Origin of the sequence: Enterocloster sp. HCN-30185, from assembly GCF_037890305.1 — a bacterium.
In the GTDB taxonomy this organism is placed as follows: Bacteria; Bacillota; Clostridia; order Lachnospirales; family Lachnospiraceae; genus Enterocloster.
The window spans coordinates 99,177-125,364 of record NZ_JBBKBT010000005.1 but is presented as its reverse complement, the minus strand read 5'-3'; the positions used below and the strand labels follow the sequence as shown (position 1 = coordinate 125,364).

Sequence of the window (26,188 nt, the reverse complement as noted above, 5' to 3'; positions counted from 1 at the left end):
AAACAGCACTTTTTTTACGATGGATTTACACATGAAGTCGAAAAAATGATAAAAAGTGTCGCAAGAATGAAAGCCAGAAACAGGGACACTTATATATAATACGAGTAGAACAAACAAAACGCTGTATAGTTGGGAGATGGATATGAAAGTCAGTCTGATCGTAAGCGATATTGACGGAACGCTCCTGCCGGCAGGCTGCAGACAGGATGGAACAGAGCCGGACGGCCCCGGAGTTTCAGACGGGATTAGGCATCTTGGCACCATGATCCAAAAGCTGGAGCTTCCGTTTACATTGGCAAGCGGCCGTCCGTTGGACATGATGGAGCTTCTGGGAGAGCACCTCGGGATTACACTTCCCATGGTGGCCTGCAACGGGGCTGCGGCAGGAGGGAAGAAAGGGCTTCTTTGGAGTGACCATCTGAATACAGATCAGGTAAGAACCGCTATTGAATGTGCCGATCATCTGAATATGGCGATTATTGCCACAGATGGATCGGATGAGGTGGTCTACCGGCAGAATGATTATACCAGAAGCCGCAGCAGGAACGGCTCATGGACAAAAACCTGGCGTCCTGCCTGTGAGGAGGACTGGCAGAACTGGAGGATACAAAAGCTCCTGATCATTGACCCTGCATCTCCGGGTAAAGTAGATGAGGTAATCTGCGAGCTGAACAGGAACCGGAAGCAGGAGGAGCTGTCGATCCTGCGCTATGATGACCGGGGGATAGAGGTCATGCCGGGAGAGTGCACAAAAGGAATGGGGGTAAAACGGCTGGCGCAGAGTCTTGGGATCCCCATGGATGAGGTCATGGTGCTGGGAGATAATAAAAATGACATCGATATGTTTAGGGCAGCAGGACTGGGAGCTGCCGTAGGAAACGCTGTTTCTGCATTAAAAGAAGAAGCTGATTATGTCAGCCATGAAAAATGGGTCTACGGTGTTATAGAAGCACTGGAAGCTTTAAATCTACCGCAGCGGTGCCATGGGGCTTTAGAATGCAAAGGATCAGAAAGAGGTAAGGGACAATGAAAGGAAAGCGAACATCATTAAAAAAGGTACTGGAACCGTACTGCTGGCTTTTGCCGGCATTTGCGCTGTTTATCCCTTTTACGTTTCTCCCGTTTCTTCAGACAGTCTACAAGAGCTTTTTTATTGTAGATTCCATGGGAACGCTGAAGCGTTTTGTGGGATTTGAGAATTATCTGTATATATTGAAGGATGAAACCTTTGTGAAAGCAGTGATCAATACACTGGTTTATGTTATTTTAACGGTGCCTGTTTCAAAAATACTGGGAATGCTTCTGGCACTTCTGGCGAATAAGCGCAGAAAGACATCCTTCCTTTATGAGACCTCATTCGCCCTGCCTATGGCAATGGCGGTATCCGTGACAGCCATGATTTTCCAGCTTCTTTATGTTCCGTCCCTGGGCTTTATCAACGGCGTAACAGGGCTTAAGATCAACTGGCTGACAGATCCAAAGTACGCCATGATTGCCATTGCAGTTATCCAGATCTGGCTGTCTACAGGTTATGCGTTTATCTTTATGCTGGCCGCAGTGAGAAGCGTGCCGAAGGATATGATTGAAAGCGCATCCATAGACGGTGCGGGCCCGTTTCGTCAGCTGTTTCAGATTTATCTTCCTTTGACAACGCCTACCATGTTTTATCTTATTATAACAGACATTTCCTACAGTATGATGATGATGAGTCTTGTAAGCGTTCTTACAGACGGGGGACCTAAAAACGCAACGATCACAATTATGTACTATATTTTTAAACAGATCGGCGCAGCCGGCAACTATACCAATGCTAATCCGGCGGCGATCATTGCATTTATAATGACTCTGGCAGCTACGCTTTTAGGATTTTTATGGGAAAAGAAAGGAGTGCATTACTCATGATGGCAAAACGTGATAAATGGGGTGTTTTCATGCAGGTTTTGTGTCTGGGACTGGCCTTTTTCATGCTGTTTCCCATTCTCTATGCAGTTTCGGTTTCACTGATGGAGCAAAAGGCAGTGCTGGCTTCTCCTCCTCATTTCCTTCCTCCTAAGGTAACTTTTGACAATTATGTGACTGCATTTACAAGGACTACCCTTCCAAGATATATGGTAAATTCCTTTGTGGTTGCTGTGATCTGCAGTGTGAGCCGCGTACTGGTAGCCTGCATGTCCGCCTTTGCCTTTTCTTTTATGGAATTTAAGGGAAAGAAGCTGCTGTTCTTTTTGACTCTCAGCACCATGATGATCCCGCCGGATGTACTGATCGTTGCCAATTTCACCACAGTAAGCCGTTTACGGCTGGTGAACACATATATGGGAATCTGTGTGGTTTATCTTGTGTCTGCGGCTAATATCTTTATGCTGCGGCAGCATTTTCTGGGATTTTCCAAAAGCTTAAAGGAAGCAGCTGCTATTGACGGCTGCGGGAATTTGCGGTTTTTCTTCAGTATCCTGATGCCTACCAGCCGTCCGGTTGTAACTACCGTATTCCTGTCCTCTTTTGTAAATGTCTGGAACCAGTATGTGTGGCCCATGCTCGTAACGAATAAAAATGAGCTGAGAACCATACAGGTAGGAATTACCATGTTAAAGGACAGGGAATCTGCTGTATTTGGGCCGGTGATGGCCGGAGTTGTAGTGGCTCTGGTTCCGACTGTGCTGCTCTTTATCGTATTTCAGAAACAGATCGTGGCGGGCATGATGTCCGGCGCGGTAAAAGAATAATTGAAAGAAAGGGAATAAAACAATGAAAATGAAAGCATTTATGCCGATTGCGGCAGCAGCAATGATTACAATGGGGCTTACTGCCTGTCAGGGTGCTTCCGGCGGGAACAGCGGGGCTGCTTCACAGGAACAGGAAGCTGGTTCCGGCATGACAGAGATCACATTCTGGCACTCCATGGACAGCGTGTTCGGAGAGATTACCCAGAAGCAGGTGGATCAGTTCAATGAAACCATCGGAAAAGAAAAAAATATCCATGTAACGCCTGTATTCCAGAACTGGCCCGGCACAGATGCCCTTATGGCTGCCATGCCTGCGGACGATATCGAAAATATGCCGGATGTGATCCAGCTTTACAGCGAGAGCGTAAACCTTATTCGGGATTACAAGCGTACTGTATGGACAGAAGATATGCTTACAACAGAGGGAACAATGAAAAAAGAGGATCTAATGCCGGGAGCGGTTGAGGAATACTCCATCGGAGGCAGGATGATCGGAATGCCGTGGACTGTGTCAGCCCTGCTTTTATATTACAATCAGGATTATCTGGATCAGGCCGGTGTGGCTGTGCCCGCAACGATCGCAGAGATGGCGGATGCCCTTCCGGTGCTGGTGGAAAAAACGGGCGCAGAGTATGGCTTAAATGTGCGTGTAAACCAGTATGAGCTGGAAAACTGGATTGAGACTCAGGGGGCGTCCGGCAGTGAATTCGGAAATAACAAAAATGGACACGAAGGCTATATGACAGAGCTTTCCTGCGTATCCAACGGTACGCTGGACAAGTTTTTAACGGAGTGGGAAAAGGTTGTAAACAGCGGCGCCTACAAGCCATCTAAGGATTCCATCAATGAGGAATTTGCAGCGGGTATGCACGCAATGGTTATTATGACCAGCTCCCGTATCCCGACCATCAGCGAGCTGGTGGGAGACAGCTTTAACTGGGGAGTTGCGGCAATTCCTGCCGTATCTGAAGACGATATCGGTGGTGCATATCCCAGTGGCTCCGGCCTGTTTATGATGGATCGTGATGACGAGGCAAAGAAAGTGGCTGCATGGGAATTTGTACAGTATATGGCATCCCCTGAGGCTCAGGCAATGTGGCTTGAGGGAACCGGTTATACGCCTGTCAATGTAAAGTCTCAGGAGCTGGAATCCTATCAGACAGCAGTAGAGGCAGAGTCCAGGCTTCAGGTTCCCTATGATGTGCTGATGCAGTCTGGAATCTCTGTGATTCCGGCCTTTATCCCCAATAACAGCACCATTGATACGGTGATTAAGGATGCAATGCTTTCCTTCGGTGATGGAACAGCAACGAAAGAGGAAACCTTCAACGCCATCAAGGACGGCTGTGCGAAGGCGCTTGAGGATTATTACAGAGCCAACCCTATTGAGTAAGGGAAATGAGTAAGAAGACAGGAAAGGAAGCTGTAAGTGAAACGAGTAATCATTGACTGCGATCCCAGTGCGGATGATGCGCTGGCGCTGATGCTTGCGGCAGCATCTGCAGAGCTTTCGCTGGAAGCGGTGACCGCTGTTTCCGGCGTCTGCGAGGTCGTCCAGAGCGCCCGGAATGCTTTAAACATACTGGAGCTGTGCGGCAGGTCCGATGTATCAGTGGCTGCCGGAGCCAGCCAGCCATTAAAGCGCAGGCTGGAATTTGACGGAAAATACTGCGGCTGTGACGGACTTTCGGAGACGGGGCTTGTCCCCGCCTCTTCCTGTTTGTCAAGACTGCCTGCCGTGGAGCTGATCCACAGGAAACTGGAGGAGCATCCGGGAGAGATTTATATAATATCCATTGCTCCCATGACGAATCTGGCAGAACTTTTGATGAAATACCCTGAGAGCAGGGAGCAGATTGCAGGAATCTATACCATAAACGGCTCTTACGGCGTAGCGCCGGACAAGAGCAGCTGGAATCCCAGGCCCAGCTGGAATGTGCGCACAGACCCGGAGGCGGCAAAATATGTGATTGAATCCGGGATCCCAGTTACAGCGCTGGGACTGGATGTAACGATGAGACTGGAAAATGCCATGGCAGAGCGCCTGATGGCAGAGGGGAATAAAAACGGATGGGCCTTTCAGTTTCTTGAACGGGCTGTGGCCTTTAACCTGAAAAGAGGGCTTGAGCCCTACAGCCTTTTAGTTGATGCCATGGCAGTAGCAGCGGCTGTGCGGCCGGAAATTGCAGAGTATATCCATGGAAAGGCTGCTGTATCAGATCAGGACGGTCTGATGTGCGGTCAGACGCTGTTTGGGGTAAAAGGATATGCGGATCAATGGAACTCCGATGTACGGGCAGCGTACTGCTTTGATTTTGACATCTATATTGACTTGTTCCTAGAAAGGGTATTTTCATGAAATTATCAACCTCCAGCAATATTGTATTTGACCGGCCAGAGGGGCCATTTTTCCATATGGACCGCATGATGCGCTATGCAAAGGAGGCGGGCTTTGATACACTGGATATCAGCTTTTACGACTGGGCTCTTCCCGGTTCTCCGTTTCTTACCGACGAATGGAAAAAATGGATTGATCAGGTGGCAGAGGAAAAAGAGCGCCTGGGGATGCGGTTTGGACAGAGCCATGCTTATACTTATAATTTCCTTTCTCCGGCTCTTACGCCGGAAGAGAGAAAGCACCATGAAGAGCTGACCCTGCGCTCCATTGAATGCTGTTATATACTGGGTTCCAGACTCTGTGTGACCCATCCGGATACTGTGTACGATTCCCCACGTCCAATGGCAGTATCAGAGGAGAAGAATGCAGAATATTTCCGGGAACTTTTGGAGAAAACGGCCCGGTTTGACATGGCGTTTGCAGTTGAAAATATGTGCGACATTACTATTGCCCCCAAGCGGAAATTCGGCGCTTATCCGGAGGAACTGGTAAATCTGGCAAAGCGCGTGGGCGACAGCCGGTTTGGAATCTGCTGGGATTTTGAACATGGGGACATCATGCAGCAGAATCAGAGAGATGCATTAAGACTGATCGGCAGCTATCTGTACGCGACCCATGTATCGGATACCCACAGCGCCACAGACCCGGATTTGATGCACGTTCTGCCTCTTATGGGAACGGTTGACTGGAAAGAGGCGGTACAGACCCTGAGGGAAATTGGATATGAGGGATATTTCAGCTTTGAGGTTAATAATTATGGAAGATATTTCCCAGAATGCCTTCTGCCGGAGGCGCTCAGGCTGATGTACCATGTGGGAGAATATCTGCTTTCCCAGACGGTTTAAAGAAATTGGGAGTACGTCCTGAGAGATGCTTATCTCGTTCAGGGCGTATTTTTGTTATGGAAAATATTTTGAATTTCCGCATGTTGCACTGTGTCCGGGCGTCTGGTGTTCAGGACTCCGGTTTCCGGCCATAAGAAAACCTAAGAGTCTGAAATTTTTCTAAAAACAAAAGCCATATCAAAAACTCGATGCGCTCAGACAGGTTTGATATGACTTTTAACGAAAAATTTAATTCTCCAAGGTTTTCTAATGGCCTTCAAAGTCGTCCTGAACACCAGATGCCAGAGCGCACTGCAACATGCGGAAACTCAAAGAAAATGTCTCTTGAAAAACCGGCATCATATGCCGTATACTGAAATGGACTGAAATATAAGGAATGAGGAGCGTTTTATATGCCAAAGATAAAAAGGGAGACAAAAACGGCCCGCAGCCAGCGGGTTGCTCATATACTGGAAGCCTTAGACCGGGAATACGGCACGGAGCTGATCTGTTATCTGAACCATGAAACACCGTGGCAGCTGCTGATCGCCGTGATTTTAAGCGCCCAGTGTACGGATGCCAGGGTAAATATCGTAACAGCCGGCCTGTTTCAGAAGTACCCTTCTCTGGAGGACTTTGCCGCGGCGGATGTAAAGGAGATGGAGCAGGATATCCATTCCATCGGGTTTTACCATAATAAGGCAAAGAATATCATTCTCTGCGCCAGAGATTTGCTGAAACGGTTTTCAGGTGAGGTACCGGAGTCGCTGGAGGATCTGACCTCCCTTGCGGGCGTGGGGAGAAAGACGGCTAATGTGATCAGGGGAAATGTTTATCATGTGCCAAGCATTGTGGTGGATACCCATGTAAAGCGGATTTCCCGAAAGCTTGGCCTGACCTTGGAGGAGGAGCCGGAAAAGGTGGAGTATGATCTGATGAAGGTGCTGCCAAAGGATCACTGGATTCTGTGGAATATCCATATTATTACACTGGGAAGAACTGTCTGTACGGCCAGAAAGCCAAAATGCGGAGAATGCTTTTTAAAGGAATACTGCCCGTCCTGCGAAGAACCGGTGGTTTTTGATGGAGGTAAGGCATGATGATGACTTCTTATATTGCCCTTGATCTGGAGACGACCGGTCTGGAATCAAAGACGGAAAAAATTACAGAGGCAGCGGCCTTAAAGGTGATTGACGGAACGGTGCGGGAGCGGTTTGTGACGCTGATCAATCCTGGAAGGCCTATTTCAGAGAAAATTACGCAGCTTACGGGAATTACAGATGAGATGGTACGGACAGCGCCTCTCATGGAAAATGTGATTGGAGAGCTTTTGGCCTTTTGTGAAGGTCTTCCGCTTTTGGGCCACAATATCCTCTTTGATTACCGATTTTTAAAGCAGGCAGCAGTAAACAGCCGGTTGGAATGTGAGTTTGAGGCGGTCGATACCCTGACGCTGTGCCGTCATCTGATGCCGCCGGATGAGAAAAAGAATTTATCCGCTTCCTGTACCTGGTTTCAGATTCCCCAGTCTGCTGCTCATCGGGCAGAAGCGGATGCAGAATCAGCCCACCTGCTTTATGAAAAGCTTAAGGCCCTTTATGGGAAGGAACGGGAGGAGCTTTTTGTTCCATGTCCGCTGATCCACAAGGCAAAACGGGAGCAGCCCGCTACAAAAAGGCAAAAAGAATACTTGCAGGATTTGATAAAATGTCATAGAATAGACATAACTCTGCAGACGGATACTTTAAGCAGAAGCGAGGCGTCCAGGCTGATCGACCAGATTATCCTGCAGCGGGGAAGACTTACGGAGCATTCTCTGTCTTCCCGATATAACGGTTTTGCTGGCGGTTCCGGTAAGAGGAAGGGACCGCAGGATTAAAAGAGGTGAAAAAATGCTGAACATGAGAGACCATAAGACAAAGAAGATCATTTCAACCATTATTGTTGTGATCCTGGTACTGGCTATGATCGTACCGATGGCTTTAAGTGCACTGATGTATTAAAGGATCTGTGATACGGGCCAAAATGCCGGAAAAATGGCTTCCGGAATGAAAAGGATATGTGAGAATGAAAAATAAAATGTGGAAAACAGCCCTGACTGTCCTGGCGGCAGCCGGGGCAGTGTGGGCCTTCCCTGGTACAGCCATGGCGGCTCCTGTACTTCCCGATGGGATTCGTGTACAGGGGCAGGATCTGGCAGGAAAAACCTGTGGGGAGGCCCGTGATGTAATAGAGACTTATGAGGAGGAATTGGGAAACTGTCCGGTTATCCTGACCCTGGACGGACAGGAGAAGGAGACCACGGCAAAGGAGCTGGGACTTTACTGGAGCAATGAGAACCAGATTGAGGAAACGCTTAAGGAGTACGCCGGAGGCAGCCTGATCCGCCAGTATATGGTAAAGAAAGATCTTGCTCGGGCTCCGGTAGAGCTTGTGGTTGAAACAGCAGTAGATCCTGAGAAGGTAACAGCTTTTGTGGATACCCACAGCCAGGATATCCTGACGCAGCCTCAGAATGCCTCCATACGCCGGGAAAACGGCGCTTTTGTGATTACAGAGGCAGTTTCCGGCCGCGCGGTTGATACGGAAGCTACGGTTCAGGCGCTGAATGAGGCGCTGGCTAGACAGCAGGAGGGAACAGTCCGGGCGGACGCGGTGATCACGGAGCAGGAGCCGGAGATCACATCGGAGGAACTGGCGTCCATCCAGGATGTGCTTGGCACCTGTACCACAGACTTTTCCAGCAGCGGAGCAGCCCGTTCCACCAATCTTTCCGTGGGAGCGGCCAAGATCAACGGCAGGGTAATGATGCCCGGAGAAGTGCTTTCTGGCTATGAGTGCCTGCAGCCCTTTACAACTTCCAATGGATACAAGACTGCAGCCGCATATGAAAACGGCAAGGTGGTAGACAGTATCGGAGGAGGCGTCTGCCAGATCGCGACCACGTTGTACGGCGCGTCTCTGGAAGCAGAGGTGGAAATTGTTCAGAGGCAGAACCATTCCATGATCGTTACCTATGTGGAGCCTTCCATGGATGCAGCCATTGCGGGAACCTATAAGGATATTAAAATTAAAAATAACTACAGTACTCCCATCTACGTAGAAGCCTATACTTCCGGGAAAAAGCTGACCTTTACCCTCTATGGAAAGGAAACGCGGCCGGAGGGACGAAAGGTGGAGTATATCTCAGAAACCATAGGTACTACCAGTCCCGGTGAACCTCAGCTGATCGTTGACAATACTCTGGCTCCCGGAGCGAAGGTTCGGGTGCAGTCTTCCCATACCGGACTGCGATCCCGGTTGTGGAAGGTGGTTACGGTAGACGGTGTGGAGACGGAGCGCACGCTGTTAAATAAAGATACCTATAATGCTTCAAAGGCAGTCTACCGTGTGGGTCCGGAAGCGCCGGTCAATGCGCCTGTGCAGACCGATCCCGCAGGAGGACAGACTGCCGGAGCAGGGGAAAATACTTCTCCTGAATCACCCGGTGCAGAAAATGTGGCAGGCGGCCCCGGAATGCCGGGAGAAAGCGGAACTGTCCCGGGAGGCGGCCCGGGAGCACCAGCAGGCGGCACAAGCGGCAGCGGGGCGGCCTCAGGCGGTCCGGGAGCACCGGCAGGAGGCGGTCCGGGGGCACTGGAGGGTGCAGGAGGAAGCAGCGGAGCAGTTTCCGGTGGAGGCCCCGGAGCATCGCCAGAGGCCGGAGGCAGCGCAGCAGCTCCGGGAAGCGTCCTGGGAGTTCCCGCCCCATCAGGGGAGGTGGCTCAATGAGAACAGCAGGGCAGGGGCCGGGCGGTTTTGAAAAGCGGGACGGCCATATAAATCCGGGACAGGAGCTGATTTTTGCAGGTTCTGCCGGTCTGGCAGGAGCCAGACGCATCCTGGAAGCAAAAAAGGAAATAATTTCCAGGCGATTTGCTCCCTCATTTTTAAGAGAACTGAAAGAAGAGGAATATTCGGTAAAAAGCTGGCTGGATCAGGCGACAGCGGAAAAAAACAGTCCGGTTACAGCCTGGGAGTTTGCAGGGGAAGGCGGCGTACTGGCAGCACTCTGGAATTTTTCAGGCATCTACTGCACAGGACTGGACGTGGATCTGCGCCTTTTCCCTGTCCATCAGGCGGCAATCGAAATCTGTGAGCTGTTTGAATTAAATCCCTACCGGCTTTACAGTGAAAACTGTGTGCTCCTTGCGGCAGACAGCGGCAGCCGCCTGGTGCGGGAATTAAAGAAGGCGGGGATTCCGGCGGCAGTGATCGGATGGGCGGAAAAAGGCATTGCAAGAAAGCTCCGCCACGGTGAGGAAGCAGCCGGATATCTGGAGCGTCCCCAGCCGGATGAGCTTTTAAAGCTGGGACTGTAATATATGCCCTCAGGGGATTTTTTTAGCAGAATGGAGGATGGTTATGAGAGAAAAAATTCTTGCGGTGATTGAAAAAAACAGCAGGATCGATATAAAGGATCTGGCGGTTTTACTGGGCGAAAGTGAGATTGCAGTGGCAAATGAGATTGCAGATATGGAAAAAGAGCATATTATCTGCGGTTATCATACCCTGATCAACTGGGATAATACCAGTGAGGAAAAGGTAGTTGCGCTGATAGAGGTAAAGGTAACGCCTCAGCGGGGCATGGGCTTTGACAAGATCGCAGAGCGCATTTACCAGTACAGCGAGGTAAACGCTGTGTACCTGATGAGCGGTTCCTTTGATTTTACCGTATTTATCGAAGGAAAGACCATGCGCCAGGTAGCACAGTTCGTTTCCGACAAGCTGGCTCCCATGGAGGCTGTTTTAAGCACAGCTACACATTTTGTACTGAAAAAATATAAGGATCACGGCACTATTATCAGCGAGCCGGTCCAGGATGAAAGGATGCTGATTACCCCATGAGAAATCCCTTATCAGATAAGATCGTAAGTATCCCTCCGTCTGGAATCCGGAAATTCTTTGATATTGTAAACGAGATGGAGGGAGCCATTTCTCTGGGCGTAGGCGAGCCTGATTTTGACACACCCTGGCATATCAGGGAGGAGGGCATCTATTCTCTGGAGAAAGGACGTACTTTTTATACCTCTAATGCAGGCCTTAAGTCCTTAAAGGACGAGATCAGCCGTTATTTAAGCCGCCGTTTTGATGTAAGCTATGATTCAGACAAAGAGATCATGGTTACGGTAGGCGGCAGCGAAGCCATTGATGCAGCCATGCGTGCCATGTTGAATCCCGGGGATGAAGTCCTGATTCCCCAGCCCAGCTATGTTTCCTATGTGCCCTGTGCCGTGCTGGCGGACGGTGTGCCGGTGGTGATTGAACTGGAGGAAAAGGATCATTTTAAACTGACCCCTGAGAAACTTCTGGAAAAGATTACCGATAAAACGAAAATCCTGGTTCTTCCATTTCCAAATAATCCCACTGGAGCGATCATGGAGCGTCATGAGCTGGAAGAGATTGCTAAGATTGTGGTGGAAAAGGATATTTTTGTAATTTCAGACGAAATCTATTCCGAGCTTACATATACAGATAATCACGTTACCATCGCTTCCTTCCCCGGAATGAAGGAAAGAACGGTATTGATCAACGGCTTTTCCAAATCCTATGCCATGACAGGCTGGCGTCTGGGATATGCGGCGGCTCCGGAGATTATTTTAAAGCAGATGTTAAAGATCCATCAGTATGCCATCATGTGTGCTCCCACTACCAGCCAGTATGCGGCGGTCGCTGCCCTTCGGGACGGGGATAATGATGTGGAAATGATGCGTGAATCTTATAACCAGCGCCGCCGGTACCTCTTAAATGCATTTAAGGAAATGGGGATCGACTGTTTTGAGCCGTTGGGCGCCTTTTACACCTTCCCCAATATCAGCCGATTTGGTATGACCTCTGAGGAATTTGCCACAGCGCTGTTAAAAGAGGAAAAGGTAGCTGTGGTGCCGGGAACGGCCTTTGGAGCGTGCGGAGAAGGGTTTGTGCGTATTTCCTATGCGTACTCCCTTAAGAGCTTAAAAGAGGCCTTAGGCCGCATTGAGCGCTTTGTAAAGAACCATGACGGAAAGGCGTGACAGCTATGATGAATATTGTACTTTTAGAACCGGAAATGCCTTCTAATACAGGCAACATCGGCCGCACCTGCGTTGCAACCAATACAAGGCTCCATCTGATCGAGCCTTTGGGCTTTAAGCTCAATGAAAAGGCCTTAAAACGGGCCGGACTGGATTACTGGGATAAGCTGGATGTAAGCGTATACAGCGATTACCAGGATTTTCTTGAAAAAAATCCACAGGCTGCAGGCAATATGTATTTTGCCACAACCAAGGCCCATAAGGTTTATTCTGACGTAAGCTACAGCCCGGACTGTTATCTGATGTTCGGCAAAGAAAGCGCCGGTATTCCTGAGGAAATCCTGGTGGAAAATGAGGAGCATTGCATCCGCATCCCCATGTGGGGCGATATCCGCTCCTTAAACCTCTCCAATTCTGCCGCCATTGTGCTTTATGAGGCCCTGCGCCAGAATGGATTTGAAAAGATGGAGCTGGCGGGAGAGCTGCATCATCTTTCCTGGAATAGCCAGATCTAATATTTATAAATTTACCTTTTATGTTAGGAATTTAATTATTTGTGATAAAATCCCTCCTATTTTATAATCGCTCTTAGATAAAATACACATCTGAGGAGGGATTCCATTATGAGTGGACTTCAAAAGTGGCTTGAAAAATGGCTGATGCCTATAGCACGTGTTCTGGAGAAACAAAAACATCTTCAGGCCGTGAAAGATGGTATAGTAGGTATTGTGCCAATCATTATCATCGGCTCCTTCTGCCTGGTTCCTACAGGTATTGGCAACCTGGTAGGGGGAGGACTGATGGAATGGGTAAATGCCCACAACAACATTCTTACATTTCCCACATATTTTACAACGAACATAATGTCTTTGTATGCGGCGCTTTACATTGCCAATTCTCTTGCAAAGCGTTATAAGCTGAAGAATTCGCTGATTGGTGCTTCTGCAATTCTGGTTCATCTGCTGTTATCTGTAACTGTTACAGAGGATGGAACATGGATGGTGACATATTTGGCGGCAGAGGGCTTATTTACTGCTATTATTTCTGCGATTTTTGCTGTAGAGATTACTCGATTCTGTGATAAGAATCACCTGACGATCAAAATGCCCGAGAGTGTACCTCCTATGGTAGCAGACAGCTTTTCTATTCTGGTTCCACTGATTATTGAGGTTCTTGTCGCTACAGGTGTGGCAGCTTTGTGCCAGAATATAGCAGGAATGGTATTTCCGCAGGTGATTATGAAAGTGCTGGCTCCTGCCATTGCGTCCATGGACAGCCTTCCAATGGTGATGCTGGTGGTGTTCCTTACACAGCTTTTATGGATGTTCGGACTTCACGGTCCTGCGATCACATCCAGCGTGTGGGCGCCTTTTGCAATCGCCAATGCTACAGCCAATGCAGCAGCAGTAGCTGCCGGACAGGATCCGACACATGTATTTACCTTTGGTTTTTATTACGGATTTTTACAGGTAAGTGGCTCTGGAATTACTCTGGGACTGGTACTTCTTATGATGTTTTCTAAGGCGAAGTCCTTAAAAACCATTGGGCGGGTAGGAATTATTCCTTCTCTGTTTGGAATCAACGAACCGATTATTTTTGGAACGCCAATCATCATGAACCCATTTCTGATGATACCGTTTGTACTTGGTCCTGTACTGATTGCGGCAGTGAATTATCTGGCAATGTCTACAGGTTTGGTGGGACTGCCTCTGTGGGAGGCCCCCGGATTTCTTCCTCCTGGTTTTCAGGCTTTTTTACTTACGCTGGACTGGAAAGCGGCCGTTATGTCTGTGCTGAACGTAGTCGTTATGACGGTTATTTATTATCCATTCTTTAAAATGATGGAGGCAGATGAGCTGAAGAAGGAAATGGCAGGAAAGTGACAGAAACAGCTTTTCAGACAGACTCAGATTTAGTAGTGTGTCCTGAAAAGATATGATATAATTGACAGCAAAGGGAGGGATTCACTTGCTGTCAATACGTCAGAAAACAATCGTACGTTATATTTTGGGCCATCCGGGCGGTGTAGCAGGTCATCAGTTGTCAGAACTTCTGCGTGTCAGCGGAAAAACCATACGCAATGACATTTCAGATATAAACCGTTGGATGAAGGAGTATGAAATACGCATCTGTGCTTCGCAGAAGGAAGGGTATTATATACCAGAGGCATATCGGAATCACATGATGAGCGTTTTGGAAAATCAGGCGGATCCTGATATAAAATGGGAGATACACACGCCTCAGGAACGGCGTCTTGCAATTATGGGCAGAGTTCTGGGGCGCCCCGGAATCAGGCTGGATCAGATTGCAGATCGCTTTTGCGTTTCGGAGCAGACGCTATACAAGGATTTTATACATCTTAAAAATACCTTGAGTGAAACCTGCGGCTTTAACCAGTTTGTGATGAAGAGTCATTGTCTGTATGTTCAGGCGGAGGAGTATGATATTTTAAGACTGATCTTTCGCCTGATCTCCAGCTGTATTATGAGCAGTGGTCAGATGATGGATTCTCTTCTCATGCATTGGATGCAGGGGATTGTCAATTTGGGTGAGATATATACATTTTATGGATATACAGTTCAATACTGCCGAGAGAAAAAGCTGATAATTCCGGATCCTGTACTGTATATTTCGTCCTGGCTTATATTTTATGTAAATATGAGACGGGAGGAAGCACATTTTTTGGAAAAGGAAGACAGAAGTCTTCCGGAAGATGAACTTTCCGGTTTTTTGCAGTATATGGATAAAAGTCTGTTTTTGGAACTGGATTCATGTGACTTTGCCTTTCTCTACGATTATTTGAAAGCGATAGGCTTTCCGGCAGAGGGAGGGATGGAGGATCAGGAGGCAGAAGAACTGGCAGCCTGCTTTCAGGAGAAACTGTGGAAGCAGAATCAGATTAAGCTTTCAGAACGGGAAGAGACTGCAGATCTGTATCGATCATTTGTGGGAGATCTGAAAGGTTTGATTCTCAGGATTCATCTGGAAGCGCAATTGTTTGAGTTTACTTCAAAGGCAGAGCAGGATACGCTGAGAGAGGCTTTTGGAGCAATGCTCCTTATGGGTGTTTTGATCAGAGAAAAATATGGCGTGGATGTTACACCGGCAGAATTGAGGCGTTTATCCGGTTATATAGAAGCTGGATGCCCCAGTGAACATCTCAGGGTAAGCATTCAGATGGTAACAGGATCTGACAGCAGCTTTTATTATAGTGTATCACGTTGGATCAGAAATAATTTTTCAGAGAATGTTCGCATCTGTGGAGTTTGTCCGGGATATCTTTTGGAATCTTCCATAGAGAAAAATGAACCGGATATTTTAATGGCTGTAACGCCGCTTAATATACAGTCATCGATTCCGCAGATTACCCTTACAATTCCATTTTCGGTGGAGGAGGGTAACAGGCTTTGGAGATTTATAGAGGATCTTTCTCTGAAGAAACAGACAGAGTTTGTTCTGGAAAGTTTTTTTAACCATGATCGAGTGGTGTTTTTGGAGGGCAATCCCTCCTGGGAGGAAATGGCTGGCGCCGGATGTAGAAATCTGGAAAATACGGGGTGTGTCCGAGCGTGGAAGGAGCATTTAAGAGAATTTTCGGAAAAAGAAGCATGGAGTAAAAGTCCTGTGGCAAATGGCTTTTGCTTTTTATATCCCCGCGAAAAAAAGGATCTTAAGGATGGAATCAGTCTCGTGATAGCCAGAAACAGACGGTCTGATATCCGGGTTATGATGGCAGCGGCTTTTACTCCGGGAAACTATGGAAAGCAGGAAGCTTTGTATGGTTTTTTCAGAAGGTTTTGGAAAGAACAGTTTCTGGCAGAAACGCTTCAGAAAGAAAAAACGGCCTCTGATGTACTGGAAAGAATAAGATCATCTGTTCAGGATTAAATGAAATATAAAATAAAAATTTAGCAGGAGGAAAAAGAAAATGAGGGTTTTAGTTGTATGCAATCTAGGAATGTCAAGTTCGATTTTGGTAAAAAAAATGAAGGATTATGCCGCTTCTCAGGGAGAAGAACTGATGATCAAGGCAGTCAGCAGTGCGGCGGCAGAGGATGAAGCCGGCGAATGGGATGTATGTCTGGTAGGCCCTCAGCTGATGCATGCTGTAGACGAAATTGCAGAAGCAGTAGAAGTTCCTACAGAGGCGGTGGATATGCGTACTTACGCAATGGCTGACGGAGAAGGTGCTCTGAAGCAGGCTAAGGCGCTTTTGGAAAAATAACAGGAGGATAAATCTATGGCGACAATTCATAATGAAGCTGAACCGGAACAGATTGCGTCGGTGGTTTTAATGCCGGGTGATCCGCTTAGGGCCAAGCTGATTGCAGAGGAATATCTGGAGAATTGCATACTGTTTAATCAGGTGAGAAATATGCTCGGTTATACAGGTTGGTATAAGGGCCATAGGATATCTGTTATGGGGGGCGGCATGGGCTGCCCCTCAACTGGTATCTATGCCCATGAACTTTTTTGTAAATACAACGTAGATTCGATTATACGGGTAGGATCATGCGGGGCTTTTTCAGAAGAGGTTGCCATGAGGGATCTGCTTTTGATCCGCTCCTCATGGAGTGAATCATCGTTTGCCAGAGCCTACAGTGGTTTTGAAGGAGATACAGCCTTTCCTTCCGAAGATTTAAACGGACTTTTATCCCAGGCAGCAGAAACATTGGGGCAGTCTTTAAAGCAGGTAAAGGTACATACTGCAGACAGCTTTTACAAAAAGAATAAAGAAGCCAATTTTAAAATCAGGGATCAGTGGGGCTGTGTGGCGGAAGAGATGGAGAGTTTTGCTTTATTTCATGTGGCAGAGGTAAGCGGAAAAAAGGCTGCTGCATTGCTTACAGTCAGCGATCATGCCCTTACCAGAAAGCAGATATCTGCAGAGGAACGGCAGAATTCCTTCCGCTCTATGATTGAAACAGCGCTTTTGGGGGCTGTGCTTAGGTTGGAAGAGATGGAAAAGCGTTTGTAAAATAAAATTCCCATACAAAAATCCGACAGTCCGTCTCAATAGCCGGGACTGCCGGGTTTTATGTAGGTACTTTCTGTTGCTCAGGCTGTTTTATGCCTGAGCAGGATTATATTTGAAAGCGCCGGGAACATTTTTTGACGGATCATATTCCTCCAAAATTTTGCCGTAGCGTTCTCTATAGTCGTTGTCTACAGGGATTTGTGGGAATACCTTGCAGGCTTCTTCAAAGAAATGTTTGGAACCACGACCCATAGCTTTGCCTCTTACCGTATGTTTGTCAAGAGCCAGATCCATAATTTCAGGCTTTTTGCCCATAGCAGCCTCTTTGATGATAATGTTCTTTAAGAAGTCGCTGGAACGGTCTTTATTGCTGGAACACAGGATGCGGATTGCATGAATGAAGTACATAGGCTGATCGCCATCATCATAAGGGAAATTTTTGCGCATTTCATTCATAGTGTTTACATAGACAGCCGCGTTCAGATTTCCAAAGCCAATGTCTTCAACAGAGATTGTAAGAAGTCTGCGCCAGAGCTTTTCAAGGAAAATAGGGCCAGATACATACAGTTCATAAGCATACTGGCAAGCCTGTTCTTCCATGGCTCTGCGTATGGCTTTCTGAAGACTGGATATAATTTCATCTGCGGCAAAGCCGTTTCTCGTTTGTGATCCGGCCCAGATATTATAATCTTGTGGTTGAATTTCCATAATTAATTCTCCTTTTTCTGATATAATTCAATGAGTTCAATAATAACGGTTTTTAAAGTTTCGGCTCCCATGATCTGATCCTCGGCGTGGCACATCAGAAGAGAAATCTGGGGAGTAAGAGATGTCACTTCTTCTTCCAGAACCCCAATATGGGACTGGTGTGCCTGTGCCATATTGTTATCTCCTTCCTTCAGCAGTTCGCGGGCTTTTTCAAAATTCCCCTTTTTAGCTTCGGAAAGTCCATTCATATAGCAGGATTTAGCCGCGCCTGCATAGGTCACGATGTACATGGCAGTTTCAGCCATTTTTTCAATGTTTACCATTTCAGTACCTCCGTTTATTTTAAGTCAGGCCAGTATCCTTTGTTTGCCTCGATGTATTCATCCAGCAGCTTCTTCGCCACATTAGCGCTGGGAACGGTTTTAGAAAGGGTAAGAGCCTGCCAGAGCTTATGATAGCTTCCCTCGATCCAGGCATCTACCGTCAGCTTTTCCACAGCAACCTGCTCTTCCATCAGCCCCTTCTGGAAAGTAGGGATTTTTCCGACGGTTAAAGGCTCATATCCGTCTTTGCCCACGATACAGGGGATTTCCACCATGGCGTCAGGTGAAAAATTTTCAATAGCGCCGTTGTTTTCTACAATCAGAAGCATACGTTCTCCGGTATTATAGGCCAGAGCAGTAGCCAGATCTACGATAAAGCTGGCATGGATGCCAATTTGCAGGCTGGTTCCTTCGGAGGTTCCTGTCTGAGCAATGCGGGCGCATTCTCCAAATACGCTTTTTTCACGTGTATCAATTACCTGACGGGCTCTTGTGTATTCCGGATCTGTATGTGCTATCATATCATCTGGAAAGAGATAGTACTGAAGATAGGAATTGGGAGAATGGGTTGGATCGAGAGTTACAATGTCCTTGACCTTGCGCGCTGTTTCAAGCCAGCTGTTATCCGTAAAATCTGAGGCATTTTCACTTGCCGCCACATTTCCGTACTTTAATTCATGCTCCAGAAGCTTGTCGATATATTCATTTCCATCCTTATCCTTAATGGAAGTGTACCAGCCGAAATGGTTCAGCCCATAATACCGGATTGTCATATCCTTACGGCTTTCAAAGCCAAGAATCTTTGCAATGCTGTTTTCAATGCCGATAGGCATATCGCAGATATTGATGACTCTGGAGTGGGGACGAAGCCGTCTGCATGCTTCCGCTACAATGGCGGCGGGGTTAGAGTAATTGAGCATCCAGCAGTTAGGAGAGTACTTCTCCATATAGTCAATATTCTCAATAACGCCTCCGATGGAACGCATACCATAGGCAATACCGCCAGGGCCACAGGTTTCCTGGCCTACGACGCCGTATTTTAAAGCGATCTGTTCGTCCTTTTCCCTCATTGGAAGCTGTCCTACACGGATATGGGCCAGACAGAAGTCTACATCTGTATAGGCGGCTTCCGGGTCAGAAGTGGCCAGAAATTCAATTTCCGGATCCTTCTCTTTTACAATGATTTCACAGGCTTTTGCCAGACGATTCTGGCGTTCTTCATCATTGTCATAAAGCTTGATTGAGCGAAGGGGAAGCTTGTCCAGATTATCCAAAAGCATAAGGATAATCTCAGGCGTATAGGTGCTTCCTCCTCCGGCGATTACTACTGAAAATTTTTTCATTGCTGAATGCTCCTTTCTCGTAACATCTGAAGTCAGTATAGCGTGTTTGGATTTTTTCGACAAATCCATTTTTTCCTCTTTATTAGGAAGAAGATTTTAAATATGTAATAATCCCATCTGGCATTACATACGTTAGAATGTGTTTGAAGCTTAGAATAGCGTCTGCCAGGGGGCAGACTTCACAGATGGAGGGGTAGGATGATCGACAGATATTTGGAAGCGCTGGAACAATATGAAATGGAAATCATATCTGTGAGAAAGGGAAGGGGGGCCTGGATCTGCGAGACGGATCAGGGGCTTAAGCTTTTACGGGAATACAGGGGGACTGTGAGAAGACTGGAAATAGAAGACCAGATTCTGGGAATGATAGATACCCGTACAAGCCTGCGGACAGACCGGTACGAGAGAAACCGGGAAGGCGGGCTAGTGACTATGGCGGGAGACGGAACACGCTACATATTAAAGGAGTGGTTTTCCGACCGGGAATGTAATATAAGAGACAGCTATGAGGTCCGTCAGTCCATTGCCCGCCTTGCCATGCTCCATGCCCAGCTGGCCCGGATTCCCTTTCAGGAGGAATGGCGCATGGGTTCGGTCTGCAGGGAACAGGCAGGTCCGGAGATGAACCGCCATATCAGGGAAATGCAGAAGGCCAGAAGCTTTATCCGCAGAAAACGGGGAAAGACGGAATTTGAGCTTTGCGTCATTGGAAATTATGACGGCTTTTATGAGCAGGCAAAAGAAGCGGCGGATGAGATGATGAGGCTCTGGGAAAGAAACGGAGCGGCTGCCGGACAGCATATAACAGAGGAGGATGGACAGTTGATGGCAGCAGAGCTGTCCGCAGAGTCTGTTTCAGGCCTTTCTCTCTGCCATGGGGACTTAGACCAGCATCATGTGCTCATGGGGCGGGGATATACGGCCATTGTGGAGTATAACCGGATGCATCTGGGAATCCAGGCGTCGGATCTTTACCGCCTGATGAGAAAAGCTCTGGAAAAGCATGGCTGGGATACAGAGCTTGGCCTGTCCATGCTGGATTCCTACCAGCGGGTGCGCCCTATGGACCGGAGGGAGCGAAAGAGTCTGGCCTGTATGTTCCTCTTTCCGGAAAAATACTGGAAGCAGCTGAATTTCTATTATAATACAAACAAGGCCTGGATTCCGGCTAAAAGCACGGATAAGCTCAAAAGCCTGGAGGATCAGGAGCCGGCCCGCCGCCGGTTTATCCGCCGACTGATGGCAGAGTGCGGGTAAGTCCTGAAAATGGTGTGGAAAGCCGGGAAAAATGCAAAAACTCAGCCACATTCCCTCTTGCAATACAAAAAATTCTATGCTATACTGATTAAGCTGTCCTGAATATGGAGAGCAGTTTTAGCGCCTGCGTGAGTCAGGAACTTGCGGTAAGGGCGTGTATAACTTAAAAGATGCTGATATCTGTGCGTTCTGGTGACGGCCCCGGCCGGCTGCCTGCAGTGTACAGAGGCAGATTGGCATACAAGGCCGCGGTCGGAAACCGCAAATAATCAGAGAGGTGAATGAAAATGAGAGAAGGAATCCATCCAAATTACTACCAGGCAAAGGTAGTTTGCAACTGTGGCAACGAGTTCGTAACAGGCTCCACAAAGCAGGACATCCACGTTGAGGTTTGCTCCAAGTGCCATTCTTTCTATACTGGCCAGCAGAAGGCTGCTGCTGCCCGTGGACGTATTGACAAGTTCAATCGTAAGTATGGCATTAACGCCCAGTAATAAGCGAGAAAAAATCAAGGGGTTGAGCCTGAGAGATCAGGCTCAGCCCTTTTGTGTTCTTTTGGCAAAACACAGCCGCAGCTTGCTGCGGCAGGGAGAGGAAATGATACAATGAAATATTCTGGAATCGGCGGTCAGGCGGTGATCGAGGGCATCATGATGCAGAACGGTGACGATTACGCCATTGCAGTCCGAAAGCCTGACGGAGAGATTGAGGTAAAAAGAGATCGGTATGTGAGTCTTACGGAGAAATACCCCATCCTGGGCCTTCCTTTTATCCGCGGCGTTTTCAAATTTGCAGACTCTATGGTGGTGGGGATGCGTGCTTTAACCTGGTCCTGCAGCTTTTTTGAGGATGATGAGGATGCTCAGCCGGGAAAGTTTGAGCAGTGGCTGGACCGGGTATTCGGTGAAAAGCTGGAAAGTATTCTTATGACGGTTGTCATGATTTTTTCTTTTATTATGGCAATCGGCATTTTCATGCTGCTTCCCCTTGGGATCGCCCGTATCTGTAAGCCTTTTATCCCTTCGGAAACGGCGATGGCGGTTCTTGAGGGCGTGATCCGCATTGTGATTTTTATTATCTATATTAAACTGGTATCCCGTATGGAGGATATCCGCCGTACCTTTATGTACCACGGTTCGGAGCATAAATGCATCAACTGTCTTGAGCATGGACTGGCTTTAAATGTAGCCAATGTCCGGGGCAGCTCCAAGGAGCACAAGCGCTGCGGAACCAGTTTTATCATGATTGTAATGATCATAAGTATCCTGTTTTTTATGGTGATTCGTACGGATACAGTCTGGCTGCGCTTTTTAAGCCGGATCGTGCTGATACCGGTGATCGCAGGCGTGTCCTATGAGTTTCTCCGATTTGCAGGCCGCCATGACAGTAAGCTTGTAAACCTTTTGAGCCGTCCCGGCATGTGGATGCAGGGTCTGACCACCACAGAGCCGGATGACTCCATGATCGAAGTGGCGATCGCGGCAGTGGAAGAGGTTTTTGACTGGAAAGCGTACCTGGATGAAAACTTCCCAGGCTGGAAGGAAACAGAATGAGTGCGGAGAGAGTATGGGAAGAGACGACCTTAGGACAGCTTTATGAGTCCGGGAGGAAAAAACTGGAAGAGTCCGGAGTGCCGGACGCTGCGCTGGATGCCAGACTTTTGCTGCTGGAGGCGTTTGATCTGAATTTTGCCTCTTTTCTCACCAGAAGAGACCAGCCTCTTTTTAAACAGGCCATTGGTGGAGAAGAGGAAATTTACAGGCTAAAACAGGCGGCAGAACAGTATGAACAGGTGGTTCTTGCAAGAGCAGAGAGGATTCCCCTGCAACATTTGACTGGCTGCCAGTGCTTTATGGGACTGGAATTTAAGGTAAATGAATGGGTGCTTATTCCCAGACAGGATACGGAAACACTGGTGGAGCGTGTTTTGGAGGAAAACAGAGATAAAAACAGCGCCATACTGGATGTGTGCACCGGCTCCGGCTGTATTGCTATAAGCCTTGTAAAAATGGGGGAATACCGCTCAGTGACCGCTCTTGATATCTCTAAGGAAGCGCTCAAGGTGGCAGAGGCTAACAGGGAAAGGATCCTGGGAGAAGAAAAGGAGCGGCTCCAGCTGATAAAAAGCGATATGTTTGAAGGGCTGGAACCCAAAGCGCAGTTTGACGTTATTGTGTCCAATCCGCCCTATATCCCCTCAGAGGTCATAGAAGGACTGGAACCTGAGGTGCGGGATCATGAGCCGCGGCTGGCTCTGGACGGGGAAGCGGACGGGCTGAAATTTTACCGGATTCTGGCAGAACGTTCCATGGCATATTTAAAGCCCGGAGGGAAGATCTATATGGAGATAGGCTTTGACCAGGGGAAGGACGTTTCAGAGCTTTTTGAACAGGCCGGTTTTGAGGGCCTTAAGGTGATAAAGGATATGGCCGGGCTGAACCGGGTGGTGCAGGCTAAAAGGCCGTGATGATAGGAGAGAGAAGATTATGTTTGATAAACTGGATGATATACTGATCCATTACGAAGAACTGATGCTGATGCTGGGGGATCCTGATGTGACTCAGGATACAAAGCGTTTTACCAGACTGATGAAGGAGCAGGCGGATCTGGCTCCCATCGTAGAGGCATATAAGCAGTATAAGCAGGCGAAACAGGATGTGGAAGACAGCCTTGCAATGCTGGAAGAGGAGAGTGATGAAGATCTTCGGGAAATGGCGAAGGAAGAACTGTCTGACGCAAAGAAGCGCATCGAGGAGCTGGAGCATGAATTGAAGATCCTCCTTCTTCCCAAGGATCCAAATGATGAAAAGAACATCATTCTGGAGATCCGTGCAGGTGCAGGCGGAGACGAGGCAGCCTTGTTTGCTGCCGAGTTGTACCGGATGTATTCCAATTATGCGGACAGCCAGCGCTGGAAGGTGGAGATCGTAAGCTTAAATGAAAACGGGATCGGCGGCTTTAAGGAAGTGGTAGCCATGGTTACGGGAAAGGGCGCATACTCCAAGCTGAAATACGAGAGCGGCGTGCACAGGGTACAGCGTGTGCCTGAGACAGAGTCCGGCGGACGAATCCATACTTCCACAGCGACGGTAGCCGTGATGCCTGAGGCTGAGGATGTAGACGTACAGATCGATATGAATGACTGCCGCATCGACGTAATGCGTGCCTCTGGAAACGGCGGGCAGTGTGTAAATACCACAGACTCTGCCGTGCGTCTTACCCATATTCCCACAGGAATCGTAATCTACAGCCAGACGGAGAAATCCCAGCTTCAGAATAAGGAAAAGGCCTTCCGCCTCCTGCGCTCCAAGCTCTATGATATTGAGCTTGAGAAAAAGCAGAATGCAGAGGCAGCAGAGCGCCGCAGCCAGATCGGTACCGGCGACCGTTCGGAGAAAATCCGTACCTACAATTTCCCACAGGGCCGTGTGACGGATCACCGGATCAATCTGACCCTTTATAAGCTGGATAAGATTTTAAACGGAGATATCCAGGAGATCCTGGATGCCTGCATTGCCGCAGATCAGGCAGCAAAGCTGGCTAAGATGAATGAGAACTAAATGTAACTATTCAGAACGGGCATCTTCTTGTCCGGCAAAGCCGAACAAGAAGCATCGGAGATTCCTCCGATGTGAGAACTGAATAGTTACAACTAAATAAAGAATACGGAACGAACGAATACGAAAGGGTTGGCGCAGAGCTGTGTGGAGATCACCACAAAGCTGCGCCAGCCGTCTTTTATGTTATGGAAGAAAAAATATCGGTCAGATCAGTCCGGCCATTGCAGGGAGTCCCAGGCTCACCGCAGGGATATAGGTCACCATGAGAAGCCCTACAAGAATTGCCACATAGTACCAGAGCATATAGGGCATGACGCGGGAAAGGGAACTTCGCCCGACCTTGATGGCTACAAACAGGGTATTTCCCACCGGCGGAGTAATATTTCCGATACAGAGGTTGTATACCAGGATCAGGCCGAACTGAACCGGATCCATGCCAAAGGTCTTAACCACCGGAAGAAACAGGGGAGTGAAGATCAGGATAGCCGGAGTTACGTCCATAAAGGTTCCTGCGATTAAAAGGATGACATTCATGATCAGCAGGATGATAATGGGATTGCTTGTAAGGCCTAAGAGGGCGTCGGAGATGGCCTGAGGGATCTGGGTAAAGGCCATGACCCAGCCAAGGATATTGGAAACGCCGATCAGGAATACAACCATACCGCTCATCTTGGCGCTGTCTACTGCGATTTTCCAGAAGGATTTTAAAGTAATGTTGCGGTAGAGGATGCCGAGGATCAGGGCGTAGATTACCGCAATGGCAGAGCCTTCTGTGGCTGTAAACACACCGCCGATGATGCCGCCGATTACCACTACGATCAGGGAAAGGGAGGGCAGGGCTCTGAGGGTGCAGCCCCACAGGTTTTTCCAGTCGTATTTTCCAGGGATTCCCTTATAGCCTTTTTTCTTTGAAATGATCACAGCAACTGCCATACAGGCCACCGCCCAGATGATGCCCGGAATATAACCGGCCATAAAGAGTGCTGCCACAGAGGTGCCTCCGGCTGCCAGAGAATAGGTGATCAGGGCATTGGAGGGCGGGATTAGGAGGCCTGAGGGAGCAGAAGCCCCATTGGTGGCAGCACAGAGCGCCTTGTCATAGCCCTGTTCCTCTTCGCCCTTTTCCACCATACTTCCTACGGCTGCTGCTGCGGCAGAGGCCGAACCGGAAATAGCGCCGAAAAGGGCGTTTGCCCCTACGTTTGTCACTAAAAGGGCACCGGGCAGCTTGCCAAGGATTGCCATCACAAAATCAACCAGCCGTTTGGCGATGCCGCCCTGGTTCATCAGGTTTCCTGCCAGGATAAAAAAGGGAATGGCCGTCAGGCTGAATTTGCTCATGCCCACAAAGATACGCTGAGCGCCGGTTACCACCGATACTTCCAAAGGCACGGTCCGCAGGATGGCGATCAGGGCGGAAATGCCGATGGAATAGGAAATCGGTACGCCGACGATCAGGAGCACGGCCAGAACAACAATTATGATAAGCAGAGATTCCATTGCCATAAGTCTATGCCTCCTTTTCTTCCTGCGCCGTAATGACGCCGTTTTTTGAGATATCAACGATGTTGAGAACTGTATAGATCATGTTTAAAATACCGCATAAAGGCATTACCACATAAAACACACCTACAGTAACGCCCAGGGCAGAGGTCATCTGTCCCATGGCGAGGCTTGTGATCTTGATGCCGCCGTATACCAGGATGATCAGGGAAAAGGCAAATGCGATAAGCTCTCCAAAGATTGCGAGGAGCTTCTGGATGCCGGGAGTGAAATGGTCTGTGACAATGGGAATATTCATATGTCCCCGTTCTCCTGTGATGATGGAAGCGCCTAAAAGGCTGGCCCATGCAAAGAGGTAAGCCACAAGCTCCTCAGACCAGGGGGACGGATTCTGTAAGATGTATCGGGTAAATACCTGCCAGCAGGTGAGCGCAACCATAGCGATCAGGCTGGCGCCTGCCAGTATATTTAAAAGGGATGTAAGTACATTTCTCAGCTTTTTCATGCCGGTCACC

Annotated in this window: 27 protein-coding genes; 22 read left to right on the top strand and 5 right to left on the bottom strand. The window is 48.3% G+C overall.

Translation table 11 applies throughout. The features are described from left to right. Positions 1-142 precede the first annotated feature (142 nt). The 17 genes from WKT10_RS07980 (at position 143) to deoD (ending at position 16,979) form a co-directional block, all read left to right on the top strand. A complete protein-coding gene (locus WKT10_RS07980) occupies positions 143-1,030 on the top strand; it encodes an HAD-IIB family hydrolase (RefSeq protein ID WP_066545743.1) in 888 nt (295 codons plus the stop codon). Then, positions 1,027-1,902 (top strand): carbohydrate ABC transporter permease, encoded by an 876-nt coding sequence (locus WKT10_RS07975; RefSeq protein ID WP_337433368.1) that lies wholly within the window; start codon positions 1,027-1,029, stop codon positions 1,900-1,902. Before WKT10_RS07980 ends, WKT10_RS07975 begins: the two co-directional genes overlap by 4 nt. Beyond that, positions 1,899-2,726, top strand: a complete 828-nt coding sequence (locus tag WKT10_RS07970) for a carbohydrate ABC transporter permease (RefSeq protein WP_317439474.1) — start codon at positions 1,899-1,901, stop codon at positions 2,724-2,726. Before WKT10_RS07975 ends, WKT10_RS07970 begins: the two co-directional genes overlap by 4 nt. A 22-nt stretch (positions 2,727-2,748) precedes the next feature. After that, positions 2,749-4,119 carry an extracellular solute-binding protein gene (locus WKT10_RS07965; RefSeq protein WP_340276557.1) on the top strand — a complete coding sequence of 457 codons (1,371 nt, stop codon included), beginning with the start codon at positions 2,749-2,751 and terminating at the stop codon, positions 4,117-4,119. 36 nt (positions 4,120-4,155) lie between these two features. After that, a complete protein-coding gene (locus WKT10_RS07960) occupies positions 4,156-5,085 on the top strand; it encodes a nucleoside hydrolase (RefSeq protein ID WP_340276555.1) in 930 nt (309 codons plus the stop codon). Further along, positions 5,082-5,969, top strand: coding sequence for a sugar phosphate isomerase/epimerase family protein (locus WKT10_RS07955; protein WP_337433371.1), 888 nt, complete (start codon positions 5,082-5,084; stop codon positions 5,967-5,969). The genes WKT10_RS07960 and WKT10_RS07955 overlap by 4 nt, the downstream gene beginning before the upstream one ends. Before the next feature lie 392 nt (positions 5,970-6,361). After that, positions 6,362-7,048, top strand: a complete 687-nt coding sequence (gene nth, locus WKT10_RS07950; RefSeq protein WP_340276552.1) for an endonuclease III — start codon at positions 6,362-6,364, stop codon at positions 7,046-7,048. Next, entirely contained in the window at positions 7,048-7,827 is a 780-nt protein-coding gene (locus WKT10_RS07945; protein WP_340276645.1) for a 3'-5' exonuclease, read from the top strand. Before nth ends, WKT10_RS07945 begins: the two co-directional genes overlap by 1 nt. A 188-nt stretch (positions 7,828-8,015) precedes the next feature. Beyond that, entirely contained in the window at positions 8,016-9,719 is a 1,704-nt protein-coding gene (locus WKT10_RS07940; protein ID WP_340276549.1) for a VanW family protein, read from the top strand. Continuing rightward, complete coding sequence (locus tag WKT10_RS07935; protein ID WP_066545762.1) at positions 9,716-10,309, top strand: AIR synthase-related protein; 594 nt, start codon at positions 9,716-9,718, stop codon at positions 10,307-10,309. The genes WKT10_RS07940 and WKT10_RS07935 overlap by 4 nt, the downstream gene beginning before the upstream one ends. A gap of 43 nt (positions 10,310-10,352) precedes the next feature. Then, the gene (locus WKT10_RS07930) at positions 10,353-10,835 is read left to right on the top strand and encodes an Lrp/AsnC family transcriptional regulator (protein WP_066545765.1); all 483 of its coding nucleotides are present in this window, start codon (positions 10,353-10,355) and stop codon (positions 10,833-10,835) included. Then, positions 10,832-12,001 (top strand): aminotransferase class I/II-fold pyridoxal phosphate-dependent enzyme, encoded by a 1,170-nt coding sequence (locus WKT10_RS07925; protein ID WP_066545768.1) that lies wholly within the window; start codon positions 10,832-10,834, stop codon positions 11,999-12,001. Before WKT10_RS07930 ends, WKT10_RS07925 begins: the two co-directional genes overlap by 4 nt. Positions 12,002-12,006: 5 nt before the next feature. Continuing rightward, complete coding sequence (locus tag WKT10_RS07920; protein WP_337433375.1) at positions 12,007-12,516, top strand: tRNA (cytidine(34)-2'-O)-methyltransferase; 510 nt, start codon at positions 12,007-12,009, stop codon at positions 12,514-12,516. A gap of 108 nt (positions 12,517-12,624) precedes the next feature. Continuing rightward, on the top strand, positions 12,625-13,884 hold the full coding sequence (locus WKT10_RS07915) for a PTS sugar transporter subunit IIC (protein ID WP_340276546.1): 1,260 nt from the start codon (positions 12,625-12,627) through the stop codon (positions 13,882-13,884). 85 nt (positions 13,885-13,969) lie between these two features. Beyond that, a complete protein-coding gene (locus WKT10_RS07910; RefSeq protein WP_340276544.1) occupies positions 13,970-15,889 on the top strand; it encodes an HTH domain-containing protein in 1,920 nt (639 codons plus the stop codon). 40 nt (positions 15,890-15,929) lie between these two features. Continuing rightward, a complete protein-coding gene (locus WKT10_RS07905; RefSeq protein ID WP_340276542.1) occupies positions 15,930-16,226 on the top strand; it encodes a PTS sugar transporter subunit IIB in 297 nt (98 codons plus the stop codon). 15 nt (positions 16,227-16,241) lie between these two features. Then, entirely contained in the window at positions 16,242-16,979 is a 738-nt protein-coding gene (gene deoD, locus WKT10_RS07900; RefSeq protein WP_340276541.1) for a purine-nucleoside phosphorylase, read from the top strand. Between the two features lie 90 nt (positions 16,980-17,069). Here deoD and WKT10_RS07895 read toward each other — a convergent pair whose 3' ends face one another. The 3 genes from WKT10_RS07895 to WKT10_RS07885 are packed head-to-tail and all read right to left on the bottom strand — an operon-like array spanning position 17,070 to position 19,353. Then, positions 17,070-17,687: a hypothetical protein gene (locus tag WKT10_RS07895; RefSeq protein WP_337433380.1), complete on the bottom strand. Its 618-nt coding sequence runs from the start codon at positions 17,685-17,687 to the stop codon at positions 17,070-17,072. Between the two features lie 2 nt (positions 17,688-17,689). Beyond that, complete coding sequence (locus tag WKT10_RS07890) at positions 17,690-18,010, bottom strand: PTS lactose/cellobiose transporter subunit IIA (RefSeq protein WP_340276539.1); 321 nt, start codon at positions 18,008-18,010, stop codon at positions 17,690-17,692. Positions 18,011-18,024: 14 nt separating this feature from the next. Beyond that, positions 18,025-19,353: a 6-phospho-alpha-glucosidase gene (locus WKT10_RS07885; RefSeq protein WP_340276537.1), complete on the bottom strand. Its 1,329-nt coding sequence runs from the start codon at positions 19,351-19,353 to the stop codon at positions 18,025-18,027. A 198-nt stretch (positions 19,354-19,551) separates the two neighbouring features. Between WKT10_RS07885 and WKT10_RS07880 the strand changes: the two genes are divergently transcribed. From WKT10_RS07880 to prfA, 5 genes are all read left to right on the top strand, one after another. After that, entirely contained in the window at positions 19,552-20,610 is a 1,059-nt protein-coding gene (locus WKT10_RS07880; RefSeq protein WP_066545774.1) for a spore coat protein CotS, read from the top strand. A 287-nt stretch (positions 20,611-20,897) separates the two neighbouring features. Next, the gene (gene rpmE, locus WKT10_RS07875; protein WP_176254104.1) at positions 20,898-21,104 is read left to right on the top strand and encodes a 50S ribosomal protein L31; all 207 of its coding nucleotides are present in this window, start codon (positions 20,898-20,900) and stop codon (positions 21,102-21,104) included. A gap of 111 nt (positions 21,105-21,215) precedes the next feature. Continuing rightward, a complete protein-coding gene (locus WKT10_RS07870; RefSeq protein ID WP_296035594.1) occupies positions 21,216-22,163 on the top strand; it encodes a DUF1385 domain-containing protein in 948 nt (315 codons plus the stop codon). Then, positions 22,160-23,077 (top strand): peptide chain release factor N(5)-glutamine methyltransferase, encoded by a 918-nt coding sequence (prmC, locus tag WKT10_RS07865; protein ID WP_340276533.1) that lies wholly within the window; start codon positions 22,160-22,162, stop codon positions 23,075-23,077. Before WKT10_RS07870 ends, prmC begins: the two co-directional genes overlap by 4 nt. Positions 23,078-23,096: 19 nt before the next feature. After that, complete coding sequence (gene prfA / locus WKT10_RS07860; protein WP_066545785.1) at positions 23,097-24,170, top strand: peptide chain release factor 1; 1,074 nt, start codon at positions 23,097-23,099, stop codon at positions 24,168-24,170. Positions 24,171-24,374: 204 nt separating this feature from the next. Here prfA and WKT10_RS07855 read toward each other — a convergent pair whose 3' ends face one another. Next, entirely contained in the window at positions 24,375-25,676 is a 1,302-nt protein-coding gene (locus tag WKT10_RS07855; protein WP_337433384.1) for a TRAP transporter large permease, read from the bottom strand. Positions 25,677-25,680: 4 nt separating this feature from the next. Beyond that, positions 25,681-26,178, bottom strand: coding sequence for a TRAP transporter small permease (locus tag WKT10_RS07850; RefSeq protein WP_337433385.1), 498 nt, complete (start codon positions 26,176-26,178; stop codon positions 25,681-25,683). Positions 26,179-26,188 lie beyond the last annotated feature (10 nt).